This window comes from Pseudomonas sp. XS1P51 (genome assembly GCF_054897845.1).
This window is the reverse complement of the sequence record NZ_CM142707.1, coordinates 3,288,661-3,310,419: the sequence shown is the minus strand read 5'-3', so window position 1 is coordinate 3,310,419 and position 21,759 is coordinate 3,288,661. Positions and strand designations below refer to the sequence as shown.

Annotated in this window: 22 protein-coding genes; 20 read left to right on the top strand and 2 right to left on the bottom strand. The window is 59.7% G+C overall.

Annotation, left to right across the window (positions count from 1 at the left end; genetic code table 11):
• Positions 1–5: 5 nt before the first annotated feature.
• On the bottom strand, positions 6–3,200 hold the full coding sequence (gene rne, locus ACYZUD_RS15295; RefSeq protein WP_462024744.1) for a ribonuclease E: 3,195 nt from the start codon (positions 3,198–3,200) through the stop codon (positions 6–8).
• A gap of 701 nt (positions 3,201–3,901) precedes the next feature.
• Here rne and rluC point away from each other — a divergent pair.
• The 3 genes from rluC to sppA are packed head-to-tail and all read left to right on the top strand — an operon-like array spanning position 3,902 to position 6,527.
• Positions 3,902–4,864 carry a 23S rRNA pseudouridine(955/2504/2580) synthase RluC gene (gene rluC / locus ACYZUD_RS15290; protein ID WP_462024743.1) on the top strand — a complete coding sequence of 321 codons (963 nt, stop codon included), beginning with the start codon at positions 3,902–3,904 and terminating at the stop codon, positions 4,862–4,864.
• A complete protein-coding gene (locus ACYZUD_RS15285; RefSeq protein WP_462024742.1) occupies positions 4,851–5,513 on the top strand; it encodes an HAD-IA family hydrolase in 663 nt (220 codons plus the stop codon). Before rluC ends, ACYZUD_RS15285 begins: the two co-directional genes overlap by 14 nt.
• Before the next feature lie 24 nt (positions 5,514–5,537).
• Positions 5,538–6,527 (top strand): signal peptide peptidase SppA, encoded by a 990-nt coding sequence (gene sppA, locus ACYZUD_RS15280; RefSeq protein ID WP_462024741.1) that lies wholly within the window; start codon positions 5,538–5,540, stop codon positions 6,525–6,527.
• Between the two features lie 141 nt (positions 6,528–6,668).
• On the opposite strand, the gene ACYZUD_RS15275 is transcribed toward sppA, so the two are convergent.
• Positions 6,669–7,247 (bottom strand): Maf family protein, encoded by a 579-nt coding sequence (locus ACYZUD_RS15275; protein WP_462024740.1) that lies wholly within the window; start codon positions 7,245–7,247, stop codon positions 6,669–6,671.
• Between the two features lie 106 nt (positions 7,248–7,353).
• On the opposite strand from ACYZUD_RS15275, the gene ACYZUD_RS15270 reads away from it, so the two are divergent.
• The 17 genes from ACYZUD_RS15270 (at position 7,354) to ACYZUD_RS15190 (ending at position 21,636) form a co-directional block, all read left to right on the top strand.
• Positions 7,354–7,881: a YceD family protein gene (locus ACYZUD_RS15270; protein WP_462024739.1), complete on the top strand. Its 528-nt coding sequence runs from the start codon at positions 7,354–7,356 to the stop codon at positions 7,879–7,881.
• 13 nt (positions 7,882–7,894) lie between these two features.
• The gene (gene rpmF / locus ACYZUD_RS15265) at positions 7,895–8,077 is read left to right on the top strand and encodes a 50S ribosomal protein L32 (protein WP_003179396.1); all 183 of its coding nucleotides are present in this window, start codon (positions 7,895–7,897) and stop codon (positions 8,075–8,077) included.
• A gap of 3 nt (positions 8,078–8,080) precedes the next feature.
• Complete coding sequence (gene plsX / locus ACYZUD_RS15260) at positions 8,081–9,091, top strand: phosphate acyltransferase PlsX (protein WP_462024738.1); 1,011 nt, start codon at positions 8,081–8,083, stop codon at positions 9,089–9,091.
• A gap of 125 nt (positions 9,092–9,216) precedes the next feature.
• Positions 9,217–10,155 carry an ACP S-malonyltransferase gene (gene fabD, locus ACYZUD_RS15255; RefSeq protein WP_462024737.1) on the top strand — a complete coding sequence of 313 codons (939 nt, stop codon included), beginning with the start codon at positions 9,217–9,219 and terminating at the stop codon, positions 10,153–10,155.
• Positions 10,156–10,171: 16 nt separating this feature from the next.
• Positions 10,172–10,915, top strand: coding sequence for a 3-oxoacyl-ACP reductase FabG (gene fabG, locus ACYZUD_RS15250; protein ID WP_007942004.1), 744 nt, complete (start codon positions 10,172–10,174; stop codon positions 10,913–10,915).
• A 191-nt stretch (positions 10,916–11,106) separates the two neighbouring features.
• The gene (gene acpP, locus ACYZUD_RS15245) at positions 11,107–11,343 is read left to right on the top strand and encodes an acyl carrier protein (protein WP_003175607.1); all 237 of its coding nucleotides are present in this window, start codon (positions 11,107–11,109) and stop codon (positions 11,341–11,343) included.
• A gap of 108 nt (positions 11,344–11,451) precedes the next feature.
• The gene (gene fabF / locus ACYZUD_RS15240; RefSeq protein ID WP_462024736.1) at positions 11,452–12,696 is read left to right on the top strand and encodes a beta-ketoacyl-ACP synthase II; all 1,245 of its coding nucleotides are present in this window, start codon (positions 11,452–11,454) and stop codon (positions 12,694–12,696) included.
• On the top strand, positions 12,696–13,511 hold the full coding sequence (gene pabC / locus ACYZUD_RS15235; protein ID WP_462024735.1) for an aminodeoxychorismate lyase: 816 nt from the start codon (positions 12,696–12,698) through the stop codon (positions 13,509–13,511). The genes fabF and pabC overlap by 1 nt, the downstream gene beginning before the upstream one ends.
• Before the next feature lie 3 nt (positions 13,512–13,514).
• Complete coding sequence (gene mltG / locus ACYZUD_RS15230) at positions 13,515–14,747, top strand: endolytic transglycosylase MltG (RefSeq protein WP_462024734.1); 1,233 nt, start codon at positions 13,515–13,517, stop codon at positions 14,745–14,747.
• Positions 14,748–14,766: 19 nt separating this feature from the next.
• Positions 14,767–15,399: a dTMP kinase gene (tmk, locus tag ACYZUD_RS15225; protein WP_462024733.1), complete on the top strand. Its 633-nt coding sequence runs from the start codon at positions 14,767–14,769 to the stop codon at positions 15,397–15,399.
• A complete protein-coding gene (locus tag ACYZUD_RS15220) occupies positions 15,392–16,378 on the top strand; it encodes a DNA polymerase III subunit delta' (protein ID WP_462024732.1) in 987 nt (328 codons plus the stop codon). Before tmk ends, ACYZUD_RS15220 begins: the two co-directional genes overlap by 8 nt.
• Positions 16,379–16,484: 106 nt before the next feature.
• A complete protein-coding gene (locus ACYZUD_RS15215; RefSeq protein WP_462024731.1) occupies positions 16,485–17,270 on the top strand; it encodes a TatD family hydrolase in 786 nt (261 codons plus the stop codon).
• A gap of 342 nt (positions 17,271–17,612) precedes the next feature.
• A complete protein-coding gene (locus tag ACYZUD_RS15210; RefSeq protein ID WP_008031613.1) occupies positions 17,613–18,251 on the top strand; it encodes a TetR/AcrR family transcriptional regulator in 639 nt (212 codons plus the stop codon).
• A gap of 138 nt (positions 18,252–18,389) precedes the next feature.
• On the top strand, positions 18,390–19,358 hold the full coding sequence (locus ACYZUD_RS15205) for a GTP 3',8-cyclase MoaA (RefSeq protein WP_462024730.1): 969 nt from the start codon (positions 18,390–18,392) through the stop codon (positions 19,356–19,358).
• 168 nt (positions 19,359–19,526) lie between these two features.
• Complete coding sequence (locus tag ACYZUD_RS15200; protein WP_462024729.1) at positions 19,527–20,135, top strand: DUF4823 domain-containing protein; 609 nt, start codon at positions 19,527–19,529, stop codon at positions 20,133–20,135.
• 16 nt (positions 20,136–20,151) lie between these two features.
• Complete coding sequence (locus ACYZUD_RS15195; RefSeq protein WP_462024728.1) at positions 20,152–20,712, top strand: DUF1285 domain-containing protein; 561 nt, start codon at positions 20,152–20,154, stop codon at positions 20,710–20,712.
• A 207-nt stretch (positions 20,713–20,919) separates the two neighbouring features.
• Positions 20,920–21,636: a FadR/GntR family transcriptional regulator gene (locus ACYZUD_RS15190; RefSeq protein ID WP_462024727.1), complete on the top strand. Its 717-nt coding sequence runs from the start codon at positions 20,920–20,922 to the stop codon at positions 21,634–21,636.
• Positions 21,637–21,759 lie beyond the last annotated feature (123 nt).

The following is a 21,759-nucleotide window of genomic DNA, read 5'->3' as shown; positions in this document are numbered from 1 at the left end:
TGGAATCAGGCAAGGGGTTTAGGCTCGTGCTCTTTTTCCAGGGCTTCAGGGTGTTGCTCTACCACTTCTTCAACGGAACGCAGGTTCTCGTTGATGGTCGGGGCAGCAGGTTCGGCAGCAGGTGCTGCCTCGACCACTTCAGCAACAACCGGTGCAGGCTCGGAAGCGGTAACCGATTCAACCGGAGCAGCAGCGGCAGCCAGTTCGGCTTCCTTCTGCAGGCGCTCTTCTTCACGCTTGCGACGACGCACTTCACGCGGGTCGTTCGGCGCGCGGCCACTTGGCGTCAGGGCGCTGACAGGGGTGGCTTCGACTTCCGATGCAACCACTTCAGCAACAACCGGAGCAGGAGCTTCGACCACCGGAGCAGGCTCGGCTGCAGCCACCACTGGTTCGGAAACCATGGCTTCAGCTTCTGGCGCTTCGGCAGCGACTGGCTCGGCAACCCAGTTGAACGCGGTTTGCTCTTCGCGAACTTCACGAACCGTTTCGGTTACGGTTTCGGCGACTGTTTCAGCAACCGGCTCTGCAATCACTGCAGGCGCTTCAGTAAAGGCGACGGGTTCGGCGGCAGCTTCAACTTGAGGCTGTGCTTCTTGAACCGGGGCCACTTCGATTTCCGGAGCGTAGGTTGCTTCTACAGGCGTGGTCGCTTCAACGACTGGCGCTTCCACTGGAGTTTCCAGCGTGGCGGCAGTGGCGCGTTCGGCTTGCTCATTGGCCTGTGCTTCGGCTGGAGCGCTGATCACGGTGCTGGCAACGGCTGCGGTAACAGCCAGGCCGGCGGCCAGATCGGCAGCGCTTGGTGCTTCGCGGGTGTCGGTGGCTTCGCCTTCGGCGGACTCGGATTCTTCCGAACCTTCGATCACGTTGCCGTTGGCATCGCGCTGACGCTCACGACGGTTGCTGCGACGACGCTGACCACGGGAGCGGCGGCGTGGACGATCGCCTTCGGCGTTGTCCTGACCGTCTTCCTGCAGTTGCTCTTCGTTACCGGTCAGCTCTTCTTCGGCAACGGCGGCGGCCGCTTGCTCGGCACGCGGTTGACGCTCTTCACGCGGTGGACGTGGAGCACGCTCTTCGCGTGGCTGACGGGCTGGACGCTCTTCAGCGGTAGCAGCGGCGGCCGGAGCGGCATCCAGAGGCTCACGCAGTTCACGAACCGGACGCTCTTCACGCTCGCCACGTGGCTTGCGGTCTTCGCGAGGCGCGCGCGGTGCTCGTTCTTCACGAGGGGCGCGTGGTGCGCGTTCTTCACGTGGAGCACGTTCTTCGCGGGCGACTGCTGGCGTTTCTTCGCGGGCTTCGCGTGGCTCACGTGGTGCGCGTTCTTCACGCGGTGCACGTTCCTCGCGAGGCTTGCGCTCTTCATCGCGGCGACCGTTACGGTTGCGGCTCTGCTGGCGACCATTGCGACGCTCTTCGTTACGGGCCGGACGCTCGGAGGCCGGTTTTTCAACCACGACCGGAGTAGCAGGCTCTTCCTTGGTCGCGAACAGGCTGACCAGTGACTTCACCAGGCCTTTGAACAGGCTAGGCTCAGGCGCTGCGGCCGGAGCGGCAACCGGGGCGACGACTTCGGTCGGAACCGGAGCATTGGCGCGGGCCGGAGCAGTCTTGACCGCGGCTTCCTGGCGAACCAGGGTGCGGGTCGCGGCGGCTGGCTGGACTTCTTCGACTTCGGCAGCGGCAGCAGCGATTTCGTAGCTGGACTGGTTGATGCTGGCTTCCGGGCTGTCATCGCGCAGACGCTGAACCTCGAAGTGTGGCGTTTCGAGGTGATCATTCGGCAAGATGACGATGCGGGCACGGGTGCGCAGTTCGATCTTGGTGATCGAATTGCGTTTTTCGTTGAGCAGGAAGGCTGCGACCGGAATCGGCACTTGTGCGCGAACTTCGGCGGTGCGGTCTTTCAGGGCTTCTTCTTCGATCAGGCGCAGGATCGCCAGCGACAGCGATTCAACGTCGCGGATGATGCCGGTGCCGTTGCAACGCGGGCAAACGATGCCGCTGCTTTCGCCGAGCGATGGGCGCAGGCGCTGACGGGACATTTCCAGCAGGCCGAAGCGCGAGATGCGACCGACTTGCACGCGAGCGCGGTCGGCTTCCAGGCATTCGCGGACTTTCTCTTCCACGGCGCGCTGGTTCTTGGCAGGGGTCATGTCGATGAAGTCGATGACGATCAGGCCGCCGATGTCGCGCAAGCGCAACTGACGGGCGATTTCTTCGGCGGCTTCAAGGTTGGTCTGCAGGGCGGTTTCTTCGATGTCGCTGCCTTTGGTGGCGCGCGCCGAGTTGATGTCGATGGACACCAGGGCTTCGGTCGGATCGATAACGATGGAGCCGCCGGAAGGCAGTTCGACGACGCGCTGGAAGGCGGTCTCGATCTGGCTTTCGATCTGGAAACGGTTGAACAGCGGAACGCTGTCTTCGTACAGCTTGATCTTGCTGGCGTACTGCGGCATCACCTGGCGGATGAAGGTCAGGGCTTCGTCCTGGGCTTCAACGCTGTCGATCAGCACTTCGCCGATGTCCTGGCGCAGGTAATCGCGGATGGCACGGATGATCACGTTGCTTTCCTGGTAGATCAGGAAAGGAGCGGAACGATCCAGCGAGGCTTCTTTGATAGCGGTCCAGAGTTGCAGCAGATAGTCGAGGTCCCACTGCATTTCTTCGCTGCTGCGGCCAAGGCCGGCAGTGCGCACGATCAGACCCATGTCGGCCGGGGCAACCAGGCCGTTCAGGGCTTCACGCAGTTCGTTGCGCTCTTCGCCTTCGATGCGGCGGGAGATACCACCGGCACGCGGGTTGTTCGGCATCAGAACCAGGTAACGACCGGCCAGGCTGATGAAGGTGGTCAGGGCGGCGCCCTTGTTGCCACGTTCTTCTTTTTCGACCTGAACGATGACTTCCTGGCCTTCGCTCAGGACGTCCTTGATGTTGACGCGGCCTTCGGGGGCTTTCTTGAAGTATTCGCGGGAGATTTCTTTGAGGGGCAGGAAGCCGTGGCGCTCAGAGCCGAAATCGACAAAGGCAGCCTCAAGGCTTGGTTCGATGCGAGTAATCCGGCCTTTATAGATGTTGGCCTTTTTCTGCTCGCGTGCACCGGATTCGATGTCCAGGTCGTAGAGGCGCTGGCCATCTACCAGTGCAACACGCAACTCTTCGGGTTGGGTTGCGTTAATCAGCATTCTTTTCATGTAGTACCGTCGGTTTCCGGGCTGCCGGAAACGGCGTTCGGCACACACGACTTCTCATGGTCGGTGTCAGGTGCGTCGGGAGTGGTTGGCCATTCCCGTGTCCAGCGATGTCCGGCCAATGTGGGCCTTCGTCGCGACGTACGCGTCCTGCTTGCTGTGGCTACTTAAGCACTCAGTCAGGAGGAGGAATCAACCGGCGGCTGTGGACGAGATGAAGCGTCTTGATAAAGCCTATTGCTACACAGTCCAGCGGTTGTGCATCTCCACCCTACACGTATCCCTGATAATTCGGGTGCTGCCGCGCGCAGAATCCGCAGCGGGTTGGCATTTACCGTGAGCTCCGAAAGGGGAGGTCACGCATCATGGCTAATTTAGGCGTTGTTTCCGAAGCGTTCGCTCGGGGTCGTTCGTAGCTGACTGCACTTTGTGAACTGGCCGTGAATATTTGCTCGCAAGGCGAGTGAAAACTCTGCTTTGCGGCATGCTTCAGGCCTCATGTCACCTGCGCTCGTTACAACTGCAAACTCTACCGTTACGTAGCGAAAGCCCCGTAGGACGGCCTCTCGTCCTCGTGAATTGCGTTGGTCAGGGCCGGTTTTTGACCGTTAGTCCGCTGTCCAGGCCACTTTTGGCGGCGTTCGCGACTATAGCAGCAATGATTAAGTGCTTCAATTCCATAAAAAATTGTTATCATCCGCGCCATGACGACTACTGCCCCTTCGACCCCAGCCGTACAACTGCTGGAGGTCTCGCCGGAATATGCCGGCCAACGTATTGATAACTTCCTTCTCGCTCGGCTCAAAGGCGTGCCCAAGACCTTGATTTACCGCATTTTGCGCAAAGGCGAAGTGCGAGTGAACAAAGGTCGGATCAAGCCCGAATACAAGCTGCAGGCGGGCGATATCGTGCGCGTGCCGCCGGTTCGCGTGCCTGAGCGCGACGAGCCGGTACCGCTGGCCCAAGGCCTGCTGCAGCGACTCGAAGCTTCGATTGTCTACGAAGACAAAGCGCTGATTGTGATCAACAAGCCTGCTGGCATCGCGGTTCACGGCGGCAGCGGCTTGAGTTACGGCGTGATCGAAGCCTTTCGTCAGTTGCGTCCCGATTGCAAGGAGCTCGAACTGGTTCACCGTCTCGACCGTGATACCTCCGGCCTGTTGATGATCGCCAAGAAGCGCAGCATGCTGCGTCACTTGCACACGGCATTGCGCGGCGATGGCGTCGACAAGCGCTACATGGCGTTGGTCCGCGGCAACTGGGCGGCCTCGATCAAGCAAGTTCGTGCGTCGCTGGGCAAGAGCAACCTGCGTTCCGGCGAGCGGATGGTCGAAGTCGACGAGGAGGAGGGCAAGGAGTCTGTGACCGTGTTCAAGGTCCTGCGTCGATTCGGCGACTTTGCCACCCTGATCGAGGCCAAGCCGATCACCGGCCGGACTCACCAGATCCGCGTGCACACCCTGCACGCCGGGCACTGCATCGCTGGCGACACCAAGTACGGCGATGACGATTTCAGCAAGGAAATTCGCGATCTGGGCGGCAAGCGCCTGTTCCTGCACGCCTACATGCTGACTGTGCCGCTGCCTGATGGCGGTGAGCTGAAGTTGCAGGCGCCGGTCGACGAGATGTGGGCCAAGACCGTGGAGCGATTGAGTGCGCCCATCTGATTACAAGCTGCTGATTTTCGATTGGGACGGCACGCTCGCTGACTCCATTGGTCGGATTGTCGAAGCGATGCATGTCGCGTCCGAGCGCTCCGGATTTCAGTTGCGCGATGATTTTGCCGTCAAGGGCATCATCGGTCTGGGCCTGCCGGAAGCGATTCGTACGCTGTATCCGGAAATCGGCGACGACGAGCTGGTAGATTTTCGTCAGCACTATGCCGATCACTACATTGCGTCAGAAGCTGTGCCTTCGCCGTTGTTCGAAGGGGTTGTCGAGTCGATGGAGGCCTTTCGCGCCGAGGGTTATCATTTGGCTGTCGCGACCGGAAAAGCCCGTCGCGGGCTGGATCGGGTGCTGAAGGCGCACGGCTGGGAAGGATATTTCGATATCACCCGTGCCGCCGACGAAACGGCCAGCAAGCCCCATCCGCTGATGCTGGAACAGATCCTCGCTCATTGCGACGTTCGTCCAGAGCAGGCGTTGATGGTTGGCGATTCGTCCTTTGACCTGCTGATGGCGCGTAACGCCGGCATGGATTCGGTGGCCGTCAGCTACGGCGCTCAATCGATCGACGCGCTGAAGCTGTTTGAGCCGTGCTTGGCGATTGATCGTTTTTCAGAATTGCATGCCTGGCTGAGTCAGCGGGCTTAATAGATTTTTGCTGGGGTAGATGGCATGGCCGACGAATGGAAAGCACCCGCCAAGGCGAGTGCGGAGAGCGGTGACGAGAAAAGCTGGAAGCTGCTGGAAAAGACCCTGCTGGCCAGTGTGCAGGAGCAGCGCCGGTCCCGTCGCTGGGGGATTTTCTTCAAGTCGCTGACCTTTGTGTACCTGATTGGGGCGTTGATCCTGTTTACGCCGCTGATGGACATGGAAAAAGCCGCCACGCGCAGTGCCAACTACACCGCACTGATCGACGTGACCGGCATGATCGCCGACAAGGAGCCGGCCAGCGCTGACAACATTGTCGGCAGCCTGCGTGCGGCTTTCGAGGATGAAAAGGTCAAGGGTGTGATCCTGCGGATCAACAGCCCGGGTGGCAGTCCGGTGCAGTCGGGTTACGTCTATGACGAAATCCGCCGTTTGCGCGGCCTGCATCCGGACACCAAGGTTTACGCGGTGATCTCGGACCTGGGTGCTTCCGGTGCGTACTACATCGCCAGTGCTGCGGATCAGATCTACGCCGACAAGGCGAGCCTGGTGGGCTCCATTGGTGTGACGGCGGCCGGCTATGGTTTCGTCGGCACCATGGAGAAACTGGGTGTGGAACGTCGTACTTACACCTCCGGCGAGCACAAATCGTTCCTTGATCCGTTCCAGCCGCAGAAGCCTGAAGAAACCAGGTTCTGGCAGGGTGTGCTCGATACCACGCATCAGCAGTTCATCAGTAGCGTGAAAAAGGGTCGTGGCGATCGCCTCAAGGACAAAGAGCATCCGGAGCTGTTCTCCGGGCTGGTCTGGTCTGGCGAGCAGGCACTGCCGCTGGGCTTGATCGATGGTCTGGGTAACGCCAGTTCGGTGGCGCGTGATGTGATCGGCGAGAAAGAGCTGGTGGACTTTACCGTTCAGGAATCGCCATTTGATCGCTTCTCGAAAAAGCTGGGTGCCAGCGTGGCTGAGCAGTTGGCGATGTGGATGGGTTTTCACGGTCCGTCGTTGCGCTGATTCTCCTGCGGTATAAAAAACCGGCCCAAGTGGCGCCCAAGTGGCCGGTTTTTTAGAGTCAAAAGATCGCAGCCTTCGACAGCTCCTACAGGTATGCGAGATCCCGCGTAGGAGCTGCCGAAGGCTGCGATCTTTTGCTTTTCAGGGGATTTGCACGGCCTCGGCCAGCAGCATGTCCACCAGGCGAATCAGCGGCAGGCCGATCAGGCTGGTGGCGTCAGGGCCTTCGGTGCTTTGAAACAGGCTCACCCCCAAACCTTCGGCCTTGAAGCTGCCAGCGCAGTCGTAGGGCTGTTCGGCGTGCAGGTAGCGTTCAATGCGTGCGGTGTCGAGTGTGCGCATGTTCACGGTGAATGGCACGCAATCGACCTGGCAGTCGCCAGTCTGGCTGTTGAGCAAGGCCAGGCCGGTGAGGAAGGTCACGCTGGCACCGCTTGCCGCCAGCAACTGCCCGCGGGCCTTTTCGAAGGTGTGAGGCTTGCCGATGATCTGCTCGCCGAGTATCGCGACCTGATCGGAGCCGATAATCAGATGAGCGCAGTGGCTGCCGGCCAATGCGCGGGCTTTTTCTTCGGCGAGGCGCTTTACCAGATCGATGGCGGACTCGCCCGGACGATGGCTTTCATCGATATCCGGCGAGCTGCAGATGAACGGCAGCTGCAAGCGGGCCAGCAATTCCCGGCGATAGGGCGAGCTTGAAGCGAGTAATAAAGGCAGCATGCGCATCTCCAAAGGGCAGGGGCGAATTCTAGCGGAGGCTTGCAAGTGACGGACAGGGCTGAATTTCCTTTGACATGGCCGGGGGCATCCCTATAATGCTGCGCCTATGTTGAATGACCCGATTCCACCTCACGTTGACCCGCGCAAATTGGCTGACCGTGGCACCACCCTTCAAGGTGAACTGCTGCTGGCCGATTTGGAGAGACTCTGCGACCCGCTTTCCGATACTGTCGGTACGGTGCAGGCTAAATTCGTTTTTGAACGAGATGAACGTAAGTCTGTGGTAATCCACAGCTTTATCGACACCGAAGTCAAAATGGTTTGCCAGCGTTGTCTTGAGCTGGTCACCCTGCCGATCCATAGCGAATGCAGTTATGCTGTGGTGAAGGAGGGTGCGAATACCCAGTCGTTGCCGAAAGGTTATGACGTGCTGGAACTGGGCGAAGATCCTTTGGATCTGCAGTCACTGATCGAGGAGGAGCTTCTGCTCGCCTTGCCCATTGTGCCTGCTCATCATCCGGAAGAATGCCAGCAGCCGGCGGGTCTCTATGAGCCCGAACCGAGCGAGGACGAGGTAACGCGGTCCAACCCGTTCAGTGTATTGGCGCAGTTAAAGCGTGACCCAAACGTTTAGGAGTTAATCAATTATGGCTGTTCAGCAGAACAAAAAATCCCGCTCTGCCCGTGACATGCGTCGTTCGCACGACGCTCTCGAGGCTAGCACCCTGTCTGTAGAAAAAACCACCGGTGAAGTTCACCTGCGTCACCACGTATCGCCAGAAGGCGTGTACCGTGGTCGTAAAGTGATCGACAAGGGCGCTGACGAGTAATCCTTGTCCGCTCAAGTCATCGCGATTGACGCAATGGGCGGGGACTTCGGTCCCCGCAGCATTGTTCAGGCCAGCCTTGCTTGTCTGAATGCTACGCCCTCGCTGCACCTGACCCTCGTCGGTCAACCCTCCCTTCTTGAAGAATTGATCGCAGGCCAATCGGCTGTGGATCGCTCGCGCCTGTCGATTGCTCCGGCATCCGAAGTCATCACCATGGACGAAAAGCCGGCCCAGGCCTTGCGTGGCAAGCCTGATTCGTCGATGCGGGTGGCGCTCGAGTTGCTGCGAGACGGCAAGGTCCAGGCCTGTGTCAGTGCCGGCAATACCGGTGCGCTGATGGCGTTGTCGCGGTTTGTGCTCAAGACCTTGCCGGGCATTGACCGGCCGGCCATGGTGGCGGCGATTCCGACGCAGAAGGGTTACTGCCAGTTGCTCGACCTGGGTGCCAATGTCGATTGCAGCGCCGAGCATCTGTTGCAGTTTGCGGTGATGGGGTCGGTGGCGGCGGAAACCCTGGGCATCGTTCGTCCGCGGGTCGCGTTGCTGAACATCGGTACCGAAGACATCAAGGGCAATCAGCAGGTCAAGCTGGCGGCCACCCTGTTGCAGAGCGCCCGTGGCATCAACTACATCGGTTTTGTCGAAGGTGACGGTTTGTACCGTGGCGAGGCGGATGTGGTGGTGTGTGACGGTTTCGTCGGCAACATCCTGCTCAAGTCCAGCGAAGGCCTGGCGACCATGATTGCCGGGCGCATCGAAGCCTTGTTCAAGAAAAGTATCACCTCGCGCATGGTTGGCGCGCTGGCGTTGCCGCTGATGAAGCGCCTGCAAGCTGATCTGGCGCCTGCGCGGCATAACGGCGCAAGCTTTCTCGGTTTGCAGGGGATTGTGGTGAAGAGCCACGGCTCGGCTGGGGTTCAGGGTTTCCAGAGTGCAATTTCCCGTGCCCTGATCGAGATTCAGGAAAACCTGCCAGAACGCATTCACGGTCGTCTGGAGGATTTGTTGCTTTAGGCGTTTTCGTCGGACAATGCTTAAATGTGACCGCTCAGTTCAATTGGCCATCCAACTGTCAGTTTCTTGCGTCCCCCAGGCGGGACGTCAATTCTCCGACGACAAGATCATTAGGGGCTCGTTACATGTCTGCTTCCCTCGCATTCGTCTTTCCAGGACAGGGTTCGCAGTCCCTCGGCATGCTGGCCGAGTTGGGCGCGCAACATCCGGTAGTCCTCGAAACATTCAAAGAAGCTTCCGATGCTCTGGGTTACGACCTGTGGGCACTGACCCAGCAGGGGCCGGAAGAGCAACTCAATCAGACCGATAAAACCCAGCCGGCCATTCTGACTGCCTCGATCGCCTTGTGGCGCCTGTGGCTGGCTGAGGGCGGGGCGCGCCCGGCTTATGTTGCCGGTCACAGCCTGGGCGAATACAGCGCCCTGGTGGCTGCAGGCAGTCTGGGCCTGGGCGATGCGGTCAAGCTGGTTGAGCGTCGCGGTCAGTTGATGCAGGAAGCCGTTCCGGCCGGGCAGGGCGGCATGGCCGCGATCCTCGGTCTGGACGATGCCGATGTGCTGGCAGCCTGCGCCGAAGCGGCGCAAGGTGAAGTGGTCAGCGCGGTCAACTTCAACTCCCCTGGCCAGGTGGTCATCGCCGGTGCCAAGGCAGCGGTCGAGCGCGCCATCGAAGGCTGCAAGGCCCGTGGTGCCAAGCGCGCCATGCCGTTGCCGGTCAGCGTGCCGTCCCACTGCGAGCTGATGCGTCCGGCGGCCGAACGTTTCGCCGAGTCGATCGCTGCGATCGACTGGCAGGCACCGCAGATTCCTGTGGTGCAGAACGTCAGTGCCGCGGTGCCGGCCGATCTGGAAACTCTCAAGCGCGATCTGCTTGAACAGCTCTACAAGCCTGTGCGTTGGGTCGAATCGGTCCAGGCGCTGGCTGCAAAAGGCGCGACCCAACTGGTCGAGTGCGGCCCTGGCAAAGTGCTGGCCGGTCTGAACAAACGCTGCGCCGAAGGCGTATCGACCTCCAACCTCAATACCCCAGACGCTTTCGCTGCCGCCCGTGCAGCGCTGGCCTGAATCAGGAGAAACTTGCATGAGTCTGCAAGGTAAAGTTGCACTGGTTACCGGTGCGAGCCGTGGTATCGGCCAGGCCATCGCCCTGGAACTGGGTCGTCAGGGCGCCATTGTTGTGGGCACCGCGACGTCCGCCTCGGGTGCCGAGCGTATTGCCGCTACCCTGAAGGAAAACGGTATTCAAGGCACTGGCCTGGAGCTCAATGTCACCAGCGACGAATCCGTCGCGGCCGTGCTGGCGAGCATCCAGGAGCAGTTCGGTGCGCCGGCGATCCTGGTCAACAATGCCGGTATCACCCGCGATAATCTGATGATGCGCATGAAAGACGACGAGTGGCATGACGTTGTCGATACCAATCTGAACAGTCTGTTCCGCCTGTCCAAGGGCGTTTTGCGCGGCATGACCAAAGCCCGTTGGGGACGAATTATCAGTATTGGCTCGGTTGTGGGTGCCATGGGCAACGCAGGCCAAGTAAACTACGCTGCGGCCAAGGCCGGTCTGGAAGGTTTCAGCCGTGCACTGGCACGTGAAGTCGGTTCGCGTTCGATTACGGTAAACTCGGTGGCCCCAGGGTTCATCGACACCGACATGACCCGCGAACTGCCCGAGGCACAGCGTGAAGCCTTGCAGACGCAAATTCCGCTGGGCCGTCTGGGGCAAGCTCAAGAGATCGCGTCTGTGGTCGCTTTTCTTGCATCCGACGGTGCGGCTTACGTTACTGGGGCTACAATCCCGGTGAACGGCGGGATGTACATGAGTTAAATGTGACGGATTGCTTCAAAAAAATGTCATACGAGCTGTCTAAAATCCGTTATAAAGCTGCAATCTATTTATAGGCAGAGGGCTGCAGGGTTTGAGGAGTGAAGCTTTCAGTTGAAAAACTGAAAAGTCTTTCTATACACTTACCCACTGGCCAGCTGCCTGAATTTGTCCATTAGGAGTGAAAACAAGGTATGAGCACCATCGAAGAGCGCGTCAAGAAAATCGTTGCTGAGCAACTGGGCGTTAAAGAAGAAGAAGTGGTCAACACTGCTTCCTTCGTTGAAGACCTGGGTGCCGACTCCCTTGACACCGTTGAGCTGGTGATGGCTCTGGAAGAGGAATTCGAGACCGAAATCCCTGACGAAGAAGCTGAGAAGATCACTACTGTACAAGCTGCAATCGACTACGTTACTAGCCACCAGGCGTAATAGTTTGTAATCGTTGCTCGCTGTCATGGAAAAACCGCACTGCCATCATGGCGTGCGGTTTTTTCTTTAGGCCTGATGCAAAGTCGTCATTTGAAAAAGGAGAGTGCTGTGTCGCGTAGACGCGTCGTAGTCACCGGTATGGGTATGTTGTCGCCACTGGGCACGGATGTGCCGAGCAGTTGGCAGGGCATTCTGGCTGGCCGCAGTGGCATTGGTCTGATCGAACACACCGACCTTTCTGCCTATTCCACCCGTTTTGGCGGCTCGGTAAAGGGCTTCAATGTCGAGGAATACCTGTCGGTCAAGGAAGCTCGCAAGCTCGACCTGTTCATTCAGTACGGTCTGGCCGCAGGTTTTCAGGCTGTGCGCAACGCAGGCCTTGAAGTCACCGACGCCAACCGTGAGCGCATTGGCGTGGCCATGGGGTCGGGTATTGGCGGTCTGACCAATATCGAAGAAACCAGCCGAACGCTGCATGATTCCGGCCCAAGGCGGATTTCTCCGTTTTTCGTGCCTGGCTCGATCATCAATATGATTTCCGGTTTCCTGTCCATCCACTTGGGTGCACAGGGGCCTAACTACGCCATCGCTACGGCATGCACCACCGGTACGCACTGCATCGGCATGGCAGCCCGCAACATCATGTACGACGAAGCCGACGTGATGATTGCCGGCGGCGCCGAGATGGCTGCTTGCGGTCTGGGCATGGGTGGCTTCGGTGCTTCCCGCGCGCTGTCGACCCGCAACGACGAACCGACCCGCGCTAGCCGTCCATGGGACAAGGGCCGTGATGGCTTCGTACTGTCTGATGGTGCCGGTGCGCTGGTTCTGGAAGAGCTGGAGCACGCCAAGGCTCGCGGCGCGACCATCTACGCCGAGCTGATCGGTTTCGGTACCAGTGGCGACGCCTACCACATGACTTCGCCACCGGCTGACGGCGCGGGGGCTGCGCGTTGCATCACCAATGCCTTGCGCGATGCGAAGATCAATGGCGATCAGGTCCAGTACATCAACGCCCACGGCACCTCGACTTCGGCCGGCGACCTTGCCGAAGCCTGTGCGATCAAGTCGGTGTTCGGCGATCACGCCTACAAGCTGGCCATCAGTTCGACCAAGTCCATGACCGGTCACCTGCTGGGTGCGGCGGGCGCGGTCGAAGCGATCTTCAGTGTGCTGGCGATCAACAGTCAGGTGGCGCCGCCGACCATCAACCTCGATGAGCCGGACGAAGGCTGCGACCTCGATTTCGTGCCGCACACTGCGCGCAACATGGACATCGATGTGGTGCTGTCCAACTCCTTCGGTTTTGGCGGCACCAACGGTTCGCTGGTGTTCCGCCGGTTCGCTGACTGATGGACTGCTGGGTCGACGGTCAGCCGGCTGACGCTTTGTCGCTGAAGGATCGCGGCCTGGCTTACGGCGATGGTCTGTTTGAGACCATTGCCGTGCATAACGGCACGCCGGTGCTGCTGGATCGGCATTTGGTGCGCCTGGTCAAGGGTTGTCAGCAGCTGGCAATCAACCTTGATCACAGTGCGACGTGCGATGAGCTTTTGGCCTATGCCCAAGCGTTGGGCGAAGGCGTGCTCAAGCTGATCGTCACCCGTGGTGACGGTCTGCGCGGTTACGCACCTGATCCCTCGGCTGAGGCTCGACGTATCCTGCTGGGTAATCCTCCCGCGGTTTACCCTGCTGCGAATGCGGAGCAGGGCGTTCGTCTGTTCCCCTGTGCAACACGACTTTCCAGACAACCACTACTCGCCGGCCTCAAGCACCTCAACCGGCTTGAGCAAGTGATTGCGCGGTCCGAATGGCAAGACACCGAGCACGCCGAAGGCTTGATGCTCGATCAGGCCGGACGCGTCATTGAAGGCGTGTTCAGCAATCTGTTTCTGATCCGCAATGGCGTGTTGATCACCGCCGATCTCAAGCGCTGCGGCGTTGCCGGCGTGATGCGTGCCGAATTATTGTTTCAAGCCGCGTCATTGGGGATCCCTGCACAAATTACCGACATCACCCTCGATCAGCTGCAATGGGCTGATGAAGTCTTCGTCTGCAACAGCGTGTATGGCGTTTGGCCGGTGCGCGCCTATGCAGCACTGAGCTGGCCGGTTGGGCCGCTCACCCGTAAACTCCAAACCATTGCCCGCGCGCTACTGGATGCTTGATACGTGAGACGTAAATTCTTGCTGCTGCTGGAAACCGGATTGGTTCTGGCGGGGCTGTGTTTGGGCGCTTCGGCCTGGAAAATCCATTCGGCGCTGGAACAGCCGCTGAATATCACCCAGGAAGAACTGCTGGAAGTGCCCAAAGGCACTACGCCGACCCGCACCTTCTATCGACTCGAAGCCGATGGCGTCATCAAGGACGCCTTCTGGCTGCGCGTTTACTGGCGCTTCAATCTCGCCCGACAACCATTGCACAAGGGCGAATACCGCATGCAGCCCGGCATGACTGTCGAAGGGCTGATTGATCTGTGGAAGCGTGGGGAAATGGTTCAGTACAGCCTGACCCTGGTCGAGGGCTGGACTTTCCATCAGGTTCGCGCGGCCTTGGCCAAGGACGAAAAACTTGAGCAAACCATCGACGGTTTGAGCGATACCCAGGTGATGGAGAAAATCGGTCACGGCGGGGTTTTTCCGGAAGGCCGTTTCTTCCCCGACACGTACCGCTTCGTGCGTGGCATGACCGATGTCGAGCTGCTGAAGAAAGCCTACGAGCGTCTCGACGAAGTCCTCGCCAAAGAGTGGAGTCAGCGCTCCGCTGATGTGCCGTATACCGAACCCTATCAGGCGCTGATCATGGCCTCGTTGGTGGAAAAGGAAACCGGTGTGCCACAGGAGCGCGGGCAGATCGCTGGCGTCTTCGTGCGGCGTATGGAAATGGGCATGCTGTTGCAGACCGATCCGACTGTCATCTATGGCCTCGGTGATCGTTATAACGGCAAGTTGACCCGCGCCCATCTGAAAGAAGCGACCCCGTACAACACCTATGTAATCTCGGGCCTGCCTCCAACTCCGATTGCCATGGTCGGCCGCGAAGCGATCCATGCAGCGCTGAACCCTGTGGCTGGTAACAGCCTCTATTTCGTTGCTCGTGGCGATGGCAGCCATGTGTTCTCCGATGACCTGGACGCGCACAACAACGCGGTGCGTGAATTCCAGCTCAAGCGCCGCGCCGATTACCGATCCAGCCCGGTACCGGCCACCGCGCCGGAGGCCACGGATGAGCAGGCGCCGATTCCGGCTGCTTCGCCCAACATCGCCCCTGAGGCTTTGCCGCAAGTGCCGGTGCAAGAACCTGCGCAGGTGTCGCCAGCAGAGCCGCAAGCGCCTGCCGAGGAGCCGGCACAAGAACCCGCTGCTGCACCTGCGCCCGAGCCGGATGCAACCACGCCGCAATGACTCTGACTAAGGACTGCCTGTGACTGGCTTGTTTATTACCCTGGAAGGCCCGGAAGGCGCCGGCAAGAGCACCAACCGCGAATACCTGGCCGAGCGCCTGCGCGCCGCAGGTATCGAGGTGGTGCTGACCCGTGAGCCGGGTGGTACGCCTTTGGCCGAGCGAATTCGCGAGGTGCTGTTGGCACCGGTCGACGAAGCCATGAACCCCGACACCGAGTTGCTGCTGGTCTTCGCTGCGCGGGCCCAGCATCTGGCCGAGGTCATTCGCCCGGCGCTGGACCGTGGCGCCGTGGTGTTGTGTGATCGCTTTACCGATTCGACCTACGCCTATCAGGGCGGTGGTCGCGGTTTGTCGCTGGAGCGCATTGCGACGCTGGAAACCTTTGTCCAGGGCGACCTGCGTCCGGACCTGACGCTGATCTTCGATCTACCGGTGGAAGTGGGCCTGGCCCGCGCCAGCGCTCGTGGTCGCCTGGATCGTTTCGAACTCGAAGGCCGAACCTTTTTTGATGCGGTGCGCAGTGCGTTCCTCAAGCGCGCTGAAGCCGATCCGGCGCGTTATGTGCTGGTCGATGCCGCCCAGCCGCTGGCGCAGGTTCAGCAGTCTCTGGACGCCCTGGTGCCGCGTCTGCTGGAGTTGACCCGTGGCTGAAGCCTATCCGTGGCAGGACGACCTCTGGCAGCAGTTGGCCGGGCGCAAGCAACATGCTCACGCCTATCTGCTGCATGGCCCGGCCGGAATCGGCAAGCGTGCGCTGGCCGAGCGCCTCATGGCCAGTTTGCTGTGTCAGCGCCCGACCGTGCAGGACGCCTGCGGTGAGTGCAAATCCTGCCTGCTGCTCAAGGCCGGCAGTCACCCCGACAACTACATCCTGGAACCGGAAGAAGCCGACAAGGCGATCAAGGTCGATCAGGTTCGCGATCTCGTCAGCTTCGTGGTCCAGACCGCGCAAATGGGCGGGCGCAAAGTGGTGTTGATCGAGCCGGCGGAGTCAATGAACGTCAACGCCGCCAACGCCTTGCTCAAGAGTCTTGAAGAGCCGTCCGGCGATACTGTATTGCTGCTGGTCAGTCACCAGACCAGTCGCCTGTTGCCGACCATCAAGAGCCGCTGCCAACAGCAGGCCTGTCCGCTGCCGAGCGAGGCGATGAGTCTGGCGTGGTTGGCAAAGGCCTTGCCGGACTGCTCGCCGGAAGAGCGCATCGAATTGCTGACCCTGGCCGCCGGTTCGCCGTTGGCCGCGATCAAATTGCAGGCCCAGGGCGTACGCGAACAGCGGGCGCTGGTGGTCGATGGCGTGAAGAAGTTGCTCAAGCAACAGCAATCGCCGACCCAACTTGCCGAAGAGTGGAAAACCGTACCTCAATTGCTGTTGTTCGACTGGTTCTGCGACTGGTCGAGCCTGATCCTGCGTTATCAGTTGACGCAGGATGAAGAAGGGCTGGGCCTGACGGACATGCGTAAAGTTATTCAATACCTGGCGCAGAAGTCTGCGCAGGACAAAGTACTCAGTATTCAGGACTGGATCCTTGCTCAGCGTCAGAAAGTCATGAGCAAAGCCAACCTGAACCCGGCGCTGTTGCTTGAAGCGTTGCTGGTGCAATGGGCGTCTTTGCCTACCCAGAAGTGACCGGTTGAGCCTAGACTCTGAGCATCAGCAGTCGAATCGAAACCCATCTGGCCGGAGCCCTCAAGTCCGACCGTCCCACCCATACGATGTAAGTTGCAGCCCTTTTATGCTCGTAGATTCCCATTGTCACCTTGATCGCCTTGACCTCGCCGCTCATGACGGCTCCCTGGATGCCGCGCTCGACGCGGCCCGTCAGCGCGGGGTAGGGCACTTTCTGTGCATCGGCGTCAGCGTCGACAACGCCGCCGATGTCAAAGCCCTGGCCGAGCGTTACGACGATGTCGACTGTTCGGTCGGCGTGCATCCGCTGGATGTGCAGCCAGGCGCTGCGCCAGCGCTGGATTGGCTGCTGCAGGAGCTCAATCACCCGCGTGTGGTGGCGATCGGTGAAACCGGCCTGGATTATCACTACGAACCGGAAGCGGCAGAGTTGCAGCAGGCGTCGTTTCGTCTGCACCTGCAAGCGGCGCAGCAAACCGGTAAACCGGTGATCATCCACACCCGTGGCGCCCGCGCCGACACCTTGAATCTGCTGCGCGAAGCGGCGCTGCCCCAGGCGGGCGTCCTGCATTGCTTCACCGAAGATTGGGACATGGCTAAAGCGGCGCTGGACATGGGCTATTACATTTCCCTCTCCGGGATTGTCACTTTCCGCAATGCCGACGCTTTGCGCGACGTGGCCAGTAAAGTGCCCGCTGATCGTTTGCTGGTGGAAACCGACTCACCGTACCTGGCGCCGATCCCGCATCGGGGCAAGCCGAACCTGCCGCAGTATGTGCGGGAAGTGGCAGAGTTTCTGGCGATGTTGCGGGGAGAATCCTACGAGCGGTTTGCCGAACAGACGACCGGGAATTTCAAGCGGCTGTTTCCGTTGGCACATGTGAAAGGTTAAATCGCAGGCAAAAAAAACCCGGGTTCTGGGGGGTGAATCCGGGTTAAGACCATTAGGAGTAAAACAATGGTACGCGGTCCGTTGGTACCAATATCGGCGCGACACTTGGGGGAGATGCCTCGCCGACAGTTGAAGTATTGATCAGTATTGCGCCGAGTCCAGTTTACCGGACCCGGTTTTTAAACAATTTTGGAATACGGGCGCTTCGGAAGAGTTCTCATCAACGGGCGACCCTGCGTGAAATCATCAAGAAACACAGATATGGTCGGATGATCCGTGCATTTTTGCGCAAGTTAGGCATAATACGCGGCTTCGAATTTTGACCCCTACAGACCTTTTCTTATGCATAAAGAACCTCGTAAGGTCCGTGAGTTTCGTCGCCGCGAGCAAGAAATTCTCGATACCGCGCTCAAGCTGTTCCTCGACCAAGGTGAAGACAGTGTCACCGTCGAGATGATTGCTGATGCTGTAGGTATCGGCAAAGGCACGATCTACAAGCACTTCAAGTCCAAGGCGGAAATCTATCTGCGCCTGATGCTCGATTACGAGCGTGATTTGAACGAGCTGTTGCATTCGGCCGATGTCGACAAGGACAAGGAAGCGCTGTCCCGGGCCTACTTCGAATTCCGCATGCGCGACCCGCAGCGCTATCGGTTGTTCGACCGCCTGGAAGAAAAGGTGGTCAAGGGCAACCAGGTGCCGGAGATGATCGAGGAACTGCACAAGATCCGCGCGTCGAACTTCGAACGCCTGACCCTGCTGATCAAGGGCCGGATCAGCGAAGGCAAGCTCGAAGACGTGCCGCCTTATTTCCATTACTGCGCATCCTGGGCGCTGGTGCATGGCGCAGTGGCGCTGTATCACTCGCCGTTCTGGAGCAATGTGCTGGAAGATCAGGAAGGTTTCTTCCAGTTCCTGATGGACATCGGTGTGCGCATGGGCAACAAGCGCAAGCGCGATACCGACACCCCGAGCAGCTGAACCATTCGGCTGCCTGATTGCGCCATGATATTCACACCATGGCGAGTACCGCAGGAATATACTCAGGCATAGGACTTGCTAAAACTTGATTTCTGGGTCAAGTTTTACGCGTCCGATTTCCTTTCGCCGGAGTGATCCATGATCGTTGACCGTCAAGGCAGGCGTTTTCGTAATCTGCGAATCAGTCTGACCTCAGCCTGCAATTACGCGTGTACCTACTGCGTGCCTAATGGCAAGCGGCTGGTCGCTGCGCAGGATGAATTGTCGGCCGAAGCGATGGCACGCGGCGTTGCCTACCTGATCGAAGCCGCAGGCATCGAGCGTTTGCGCATTACCGGCGGTGAGCCGCTGGTCAGTCCAAAACTCGAAACCTTCATGACCGCCGTCGGGCAGATGGGCCTGGATGACATCAGCCTGACCACCAACGGTCAGTTGCTGGCGAAGAAGCTGCCGCTGCTGGTGGACGCCGGAATCCGGCGCATCAACGTTTCCCTCGATACCCTGGATGCCAGTGCGTTCCGCAGCATTGCCCGAGGCGGCGATCTGGCGACTGTGCTCGACGGCATGGATCAGGCAAGCGCCGCCGGCCTGAAGATCAAGGTCAACATGGTGCCATTGCGCGGGCAGAACCTGGATCAGGTGATGCCGTTGCTCGATTACTGCCTGGAGCGCGGCTATGAGTTGCGTTTCATCGAGCTGATGCGCATGGGCCACCTGGCCGCCGATTCCAACGCCTTCTTGCAGCAGTTCGTCAGCCTTCAGCAGTTGCTGAGCCTGATCGGCGAGCGCTACGAGTATCTTCAGGCCGATGCGCCAGTCGACGCGACGGCGGTGCGCTATGAGATTCCGGGGCTAGGCCATTTCGGCGTGATCGCCAACGAAAGCGTTCCGTTCTGTCGCACCTGCTCACGGCTGCGTCTGTCGTCCACTGGCTGGTTGCATGGCTGCCTGTCGTCGAGCAACCGCCACTATGTCGGCGATCTGCTGGACAAGCCTCGCCATCAGGCGCTGCCGGCGTTGCAGCGACTCCTGGTGAAAGCGTTGGGCGACAAGCAGGAAGTGGCGTTCTCCGGTGGCGCGACCATCATGAAGATTATCGGCGGCTGAACTTCCTTCATCGCGAGCAGGCTCGCTCCCACAGGTTCTGCGCAACCATGGTGGGAGCGAGCCTGCTCGCGATTGCGATCTATCAGGCGACGATGAACATGAGCTGGCGCGGAAGCTGCATCCCATGGCCATTCGCCGGTTTTCCGTCACCGGCCTCTGGAGGGTAGGATGCGTAGCCTGGTTTTGCTGCTGGCCGTTTTGGCGCTTGGTGGCTGCATGAATGTCAGCGATTTGGCCGAAGGGACTCGCTACCACATGAGCGACGCGGGGCTACTCGACCATAGCGACAGTCGCCGTGTGAACAACATCCGCATTCAGCCGGACTCGTTCGTCTACATCGCCCAGGGCGCCTTTGTGCCGGCAGGCAGCGCTGTTTACCCACGACCTAACGTGATCGCCGAAGTCGCCTTCGATGGCTTTATCGAATACTTCCCGATGGTCCGCCGCGCCCGGGCGCCGGCAGGTCTTGACCAGGCCATGGGCGAGGCCCGTGCTGCCGGGGCGCATTACCTGCTCTATACCCGTTTCGCCAAGTCCGACGACCGCATCGGCAACTCGGATGAGTGGCTGGATCAGGAGGCCGTGGATCGCCTCGGCATCGACACCGGCGTCATTCAGGTCATGTTGATCGAGACCAGCACCCAGTATTTGATTGATACTGCACGTATCAAGAGTCGTGGCGGTTTACTGACGTTCCACGACAAAAAGCCGGAAGACCTGATGGGCCCGCCGCTGGAGCAATACGCTCGTAGCCTGCTGGGGCTCAGCGACCAGTAACCCAAAGGAGAACGCCATGAGTGGCCCGCAAAAAGCCAACGATCTGTTGGGGCAAATCCCCAAAACCAAAGGCTTGCCACCGGTCCACCTGTGGAACCCCGACTTCTGCGGCGACATCGACATGCGCATCGCCCGCGACGGCACCTGGTATTACCTGGGCACCCCGATCGGGCGCAAGCCGATGGTCAAGCTGTTCTCCACCATCATTCGCCGCGACGGCGATGATTACTTCCTCATCACCCCGGTCGAGAAGGTCGGCATCAAAGTCGACGATGCGCCTTTCGTGGCGATTGCCGTGGAGGTTGAAGGCGAAGGTGAGTCCCAGATCCTGCGCTTCACCACCAACGTCGATGAAACCGCCGAAGCCGGCGCCGAACATGCCATGCGCGTGGTGATCGATCCGGTGACACAAGAGCCGGCACCGTACGTGCATATACGCACCAACCTCGAAGCCCTGATCCACCGGAATGTGTTCTACCAACTGGTGGAGCTGGCGGTGACTCGCGAGATCGACGGGCAGCGCTGGTTAGGCGTGTGGAGCGGTGGCGAGTTCTTCCCCATCGGCCTGGAGCCGTAACCGGTAAAAAATGTGGGAGCGAGCCTGCTCGCGATGAGGGCATGACATTCAACATCACTGTTGCCTGTTACTCCGCCATCGCGAGCAGGCTCGCTCCCACATTTGCGTACCCCCTACTCTGAAAATCAAATTGACACCCAATCATATGATGATTAGCGTGGGTATCCATCGCGAACGGCTTTGTGCCGTCCCTGTATCGAGGTGCCCATGTCCAGCAGTTTTCACGCGTCGACGGTCGATTGGCTGGGTTGCTGGATCGCCACCGGCCAGGTGAAGCCGGGTGAAACCATCAAGGTCGAAGCCGACCTCGGTCAGCAACTGGGTGTGAGCCGGACCGTCATCCGCGAAGCCATCAAGACGCTGGTCGCCAAAGGCATGCTTGAAGTCGGGCCGAAGGTCGGTACACGGGTATTGCCGGTGCGGCGCTGGAACCTCTTCGATCCGCAAGTCGTAGGCTGGCTTTCGCGCAGTGGCCTGCCGGAAAACTTCGTCGACGACTTGCTCGACCTGCGCCGCACCATTGAACCGATGGCCGTGCGCTGGGCCTGCGAGCGCGCTACCGTCGAACAGGTTCAAGCCATCCTTCAGGCTTACAACGCACTGGAGAGGGCCGTCGACAGCGGCCTCGATTACAACCGCGCCGACCAGTTCTTCCACGAATGCATCCTCGCCGCCAGCCACAATCAATTCATCGAACAAATGGTCCCGGCCCTCGGCGCACTGCTGGCGGTGTCGTTCGAGGTGTCTGCCGCCGACCCGGATGAACTGCGCCGCACGCTACCGATTCACAAAGACATGGCCGACGCCATCGCCGCCCGTGATGCCGCGCGCGGTGTCTGGGCCTGCATGACGCTGATCGACAACGCTGACCTGGCAATCAAACGTTTCTACCCGCAAGTCATGGCCGACAGAAAAGCCAGCTGAAAATAAAGACCCCTGTGGGAGCGAGCCTGCTCGCGATGGCGTCACATCCGGCATAGATGTCGCCTGACCCACCGCAATCGCGAGCAGGCTCCCACATAAAAGCGAAACGAAGGCAGGAGGTTT

Coding starts and splice junctions, on each gene's coding strand:
- sppA (WP_462024741.1), top strand. CDS start 5,538: ATGGCCGACGAATGGAAAGCACCCGCCAAGGCGAGTGCGGAGAGCGGT.
- fabD (WP_462024737.1), top strand. CDS start 9,217: ATGTCTGCTTCCCTCGCATTCGTCTTTCCAGGACAGGGTTCGCAGTCC.
- ACYZUD_RS15275 (WP_462024740.1), bottom strand. CDS start 7,247: ATGCTGCCTTTATTACTCGCTTCAAGCTCGCCCTATCGCCGGGAATTG.
- acpP (WP_003175607.1), top strand. CDS start 11,107: ATGAGCACCATCGAAGAGCGCGTCAAGAAAATCGTTGCTGAGCAACTG.
- fabG (WP_007942004.1), top strand. CDS start 10,172: ATGAGTCTGCAAGGTAAAGTTGCACTGGTTACCGGTGCGAGCCGTGGT.
- ACYZUD_RS15190 (WP_462024727.1), top strand. CDS start 20,920: ATGTCCAGCAGTTTTCACGCGTCGACGGTCGATTGGCTGGGTTGCTGG.
- ACYZUD_RS15195 (WP_462024728.1), top strand. CDS start 20,152: ATGAGTGGCCCGCAAAAAGCCAACGATCTGTTGGGGCAAATCCCCAAA.
- ACYZUD_RS15215 (WP_462024731.1), top strand. CDS start 16,485: ATGCTCGTAGATTCCCATTGTCACCTTGATCGCCTTGACCTCGCCGCT.
- ACYZUD_RS15205 (WP_462024730.1), top strand. CDS start 18,390: ATGATCGTTGACCGTCAAGGCAGGCGTTTTCGTAATCTGCGAATCAGT.
- rpmF (WP_003179396.1), top strand. CDS start 7,895: ATGGCTGTTCAGCAGAACAAAAAATCCCGCTCTGCCCGTGACATGCGT.
- rne (WP_462024744.1), bottom strand. CDS start 3,200: ATGAAAAGAATGCTGATTAACGCAACCCAACCCGAAGAGTTGCGTGTT.
- pabC (WP_462024735.1), top strand. CDS start 12,696: ATGGACTGCTGGGTCGACGGTCAGCCGGCTGACGCTTTGTCGCTGAAG.
- ACYZUD_RS15200 (WP_462024729.1), top strand. CDS start 19,527: ATGCGTAGCCTGGTTTTGCTGCTGGCCGTTTTGGCGCTTGGTGGCTGC.
- ACYZUD_RS15210 (WP_008031613.1), top strand. CDS start 17,613: ATGCATAAAGAACCTCGTAAGGTCCGTGAGTTTCGTCGCCGCGAGCAA.
- ACYZUD_RS15270 (WP_462024739.1), top strand. CDS start 7,354: ATGTTGAATGACCCGATTCCACCTCACGTTGACCCGCGCAAATTGGCT.
- rluC (WP_462024743.1), top strand. CDS start 3,902: ATGACGACTACTGCCCCTTCGACCCCAGCCGTACAACTGCTGGAGGTC.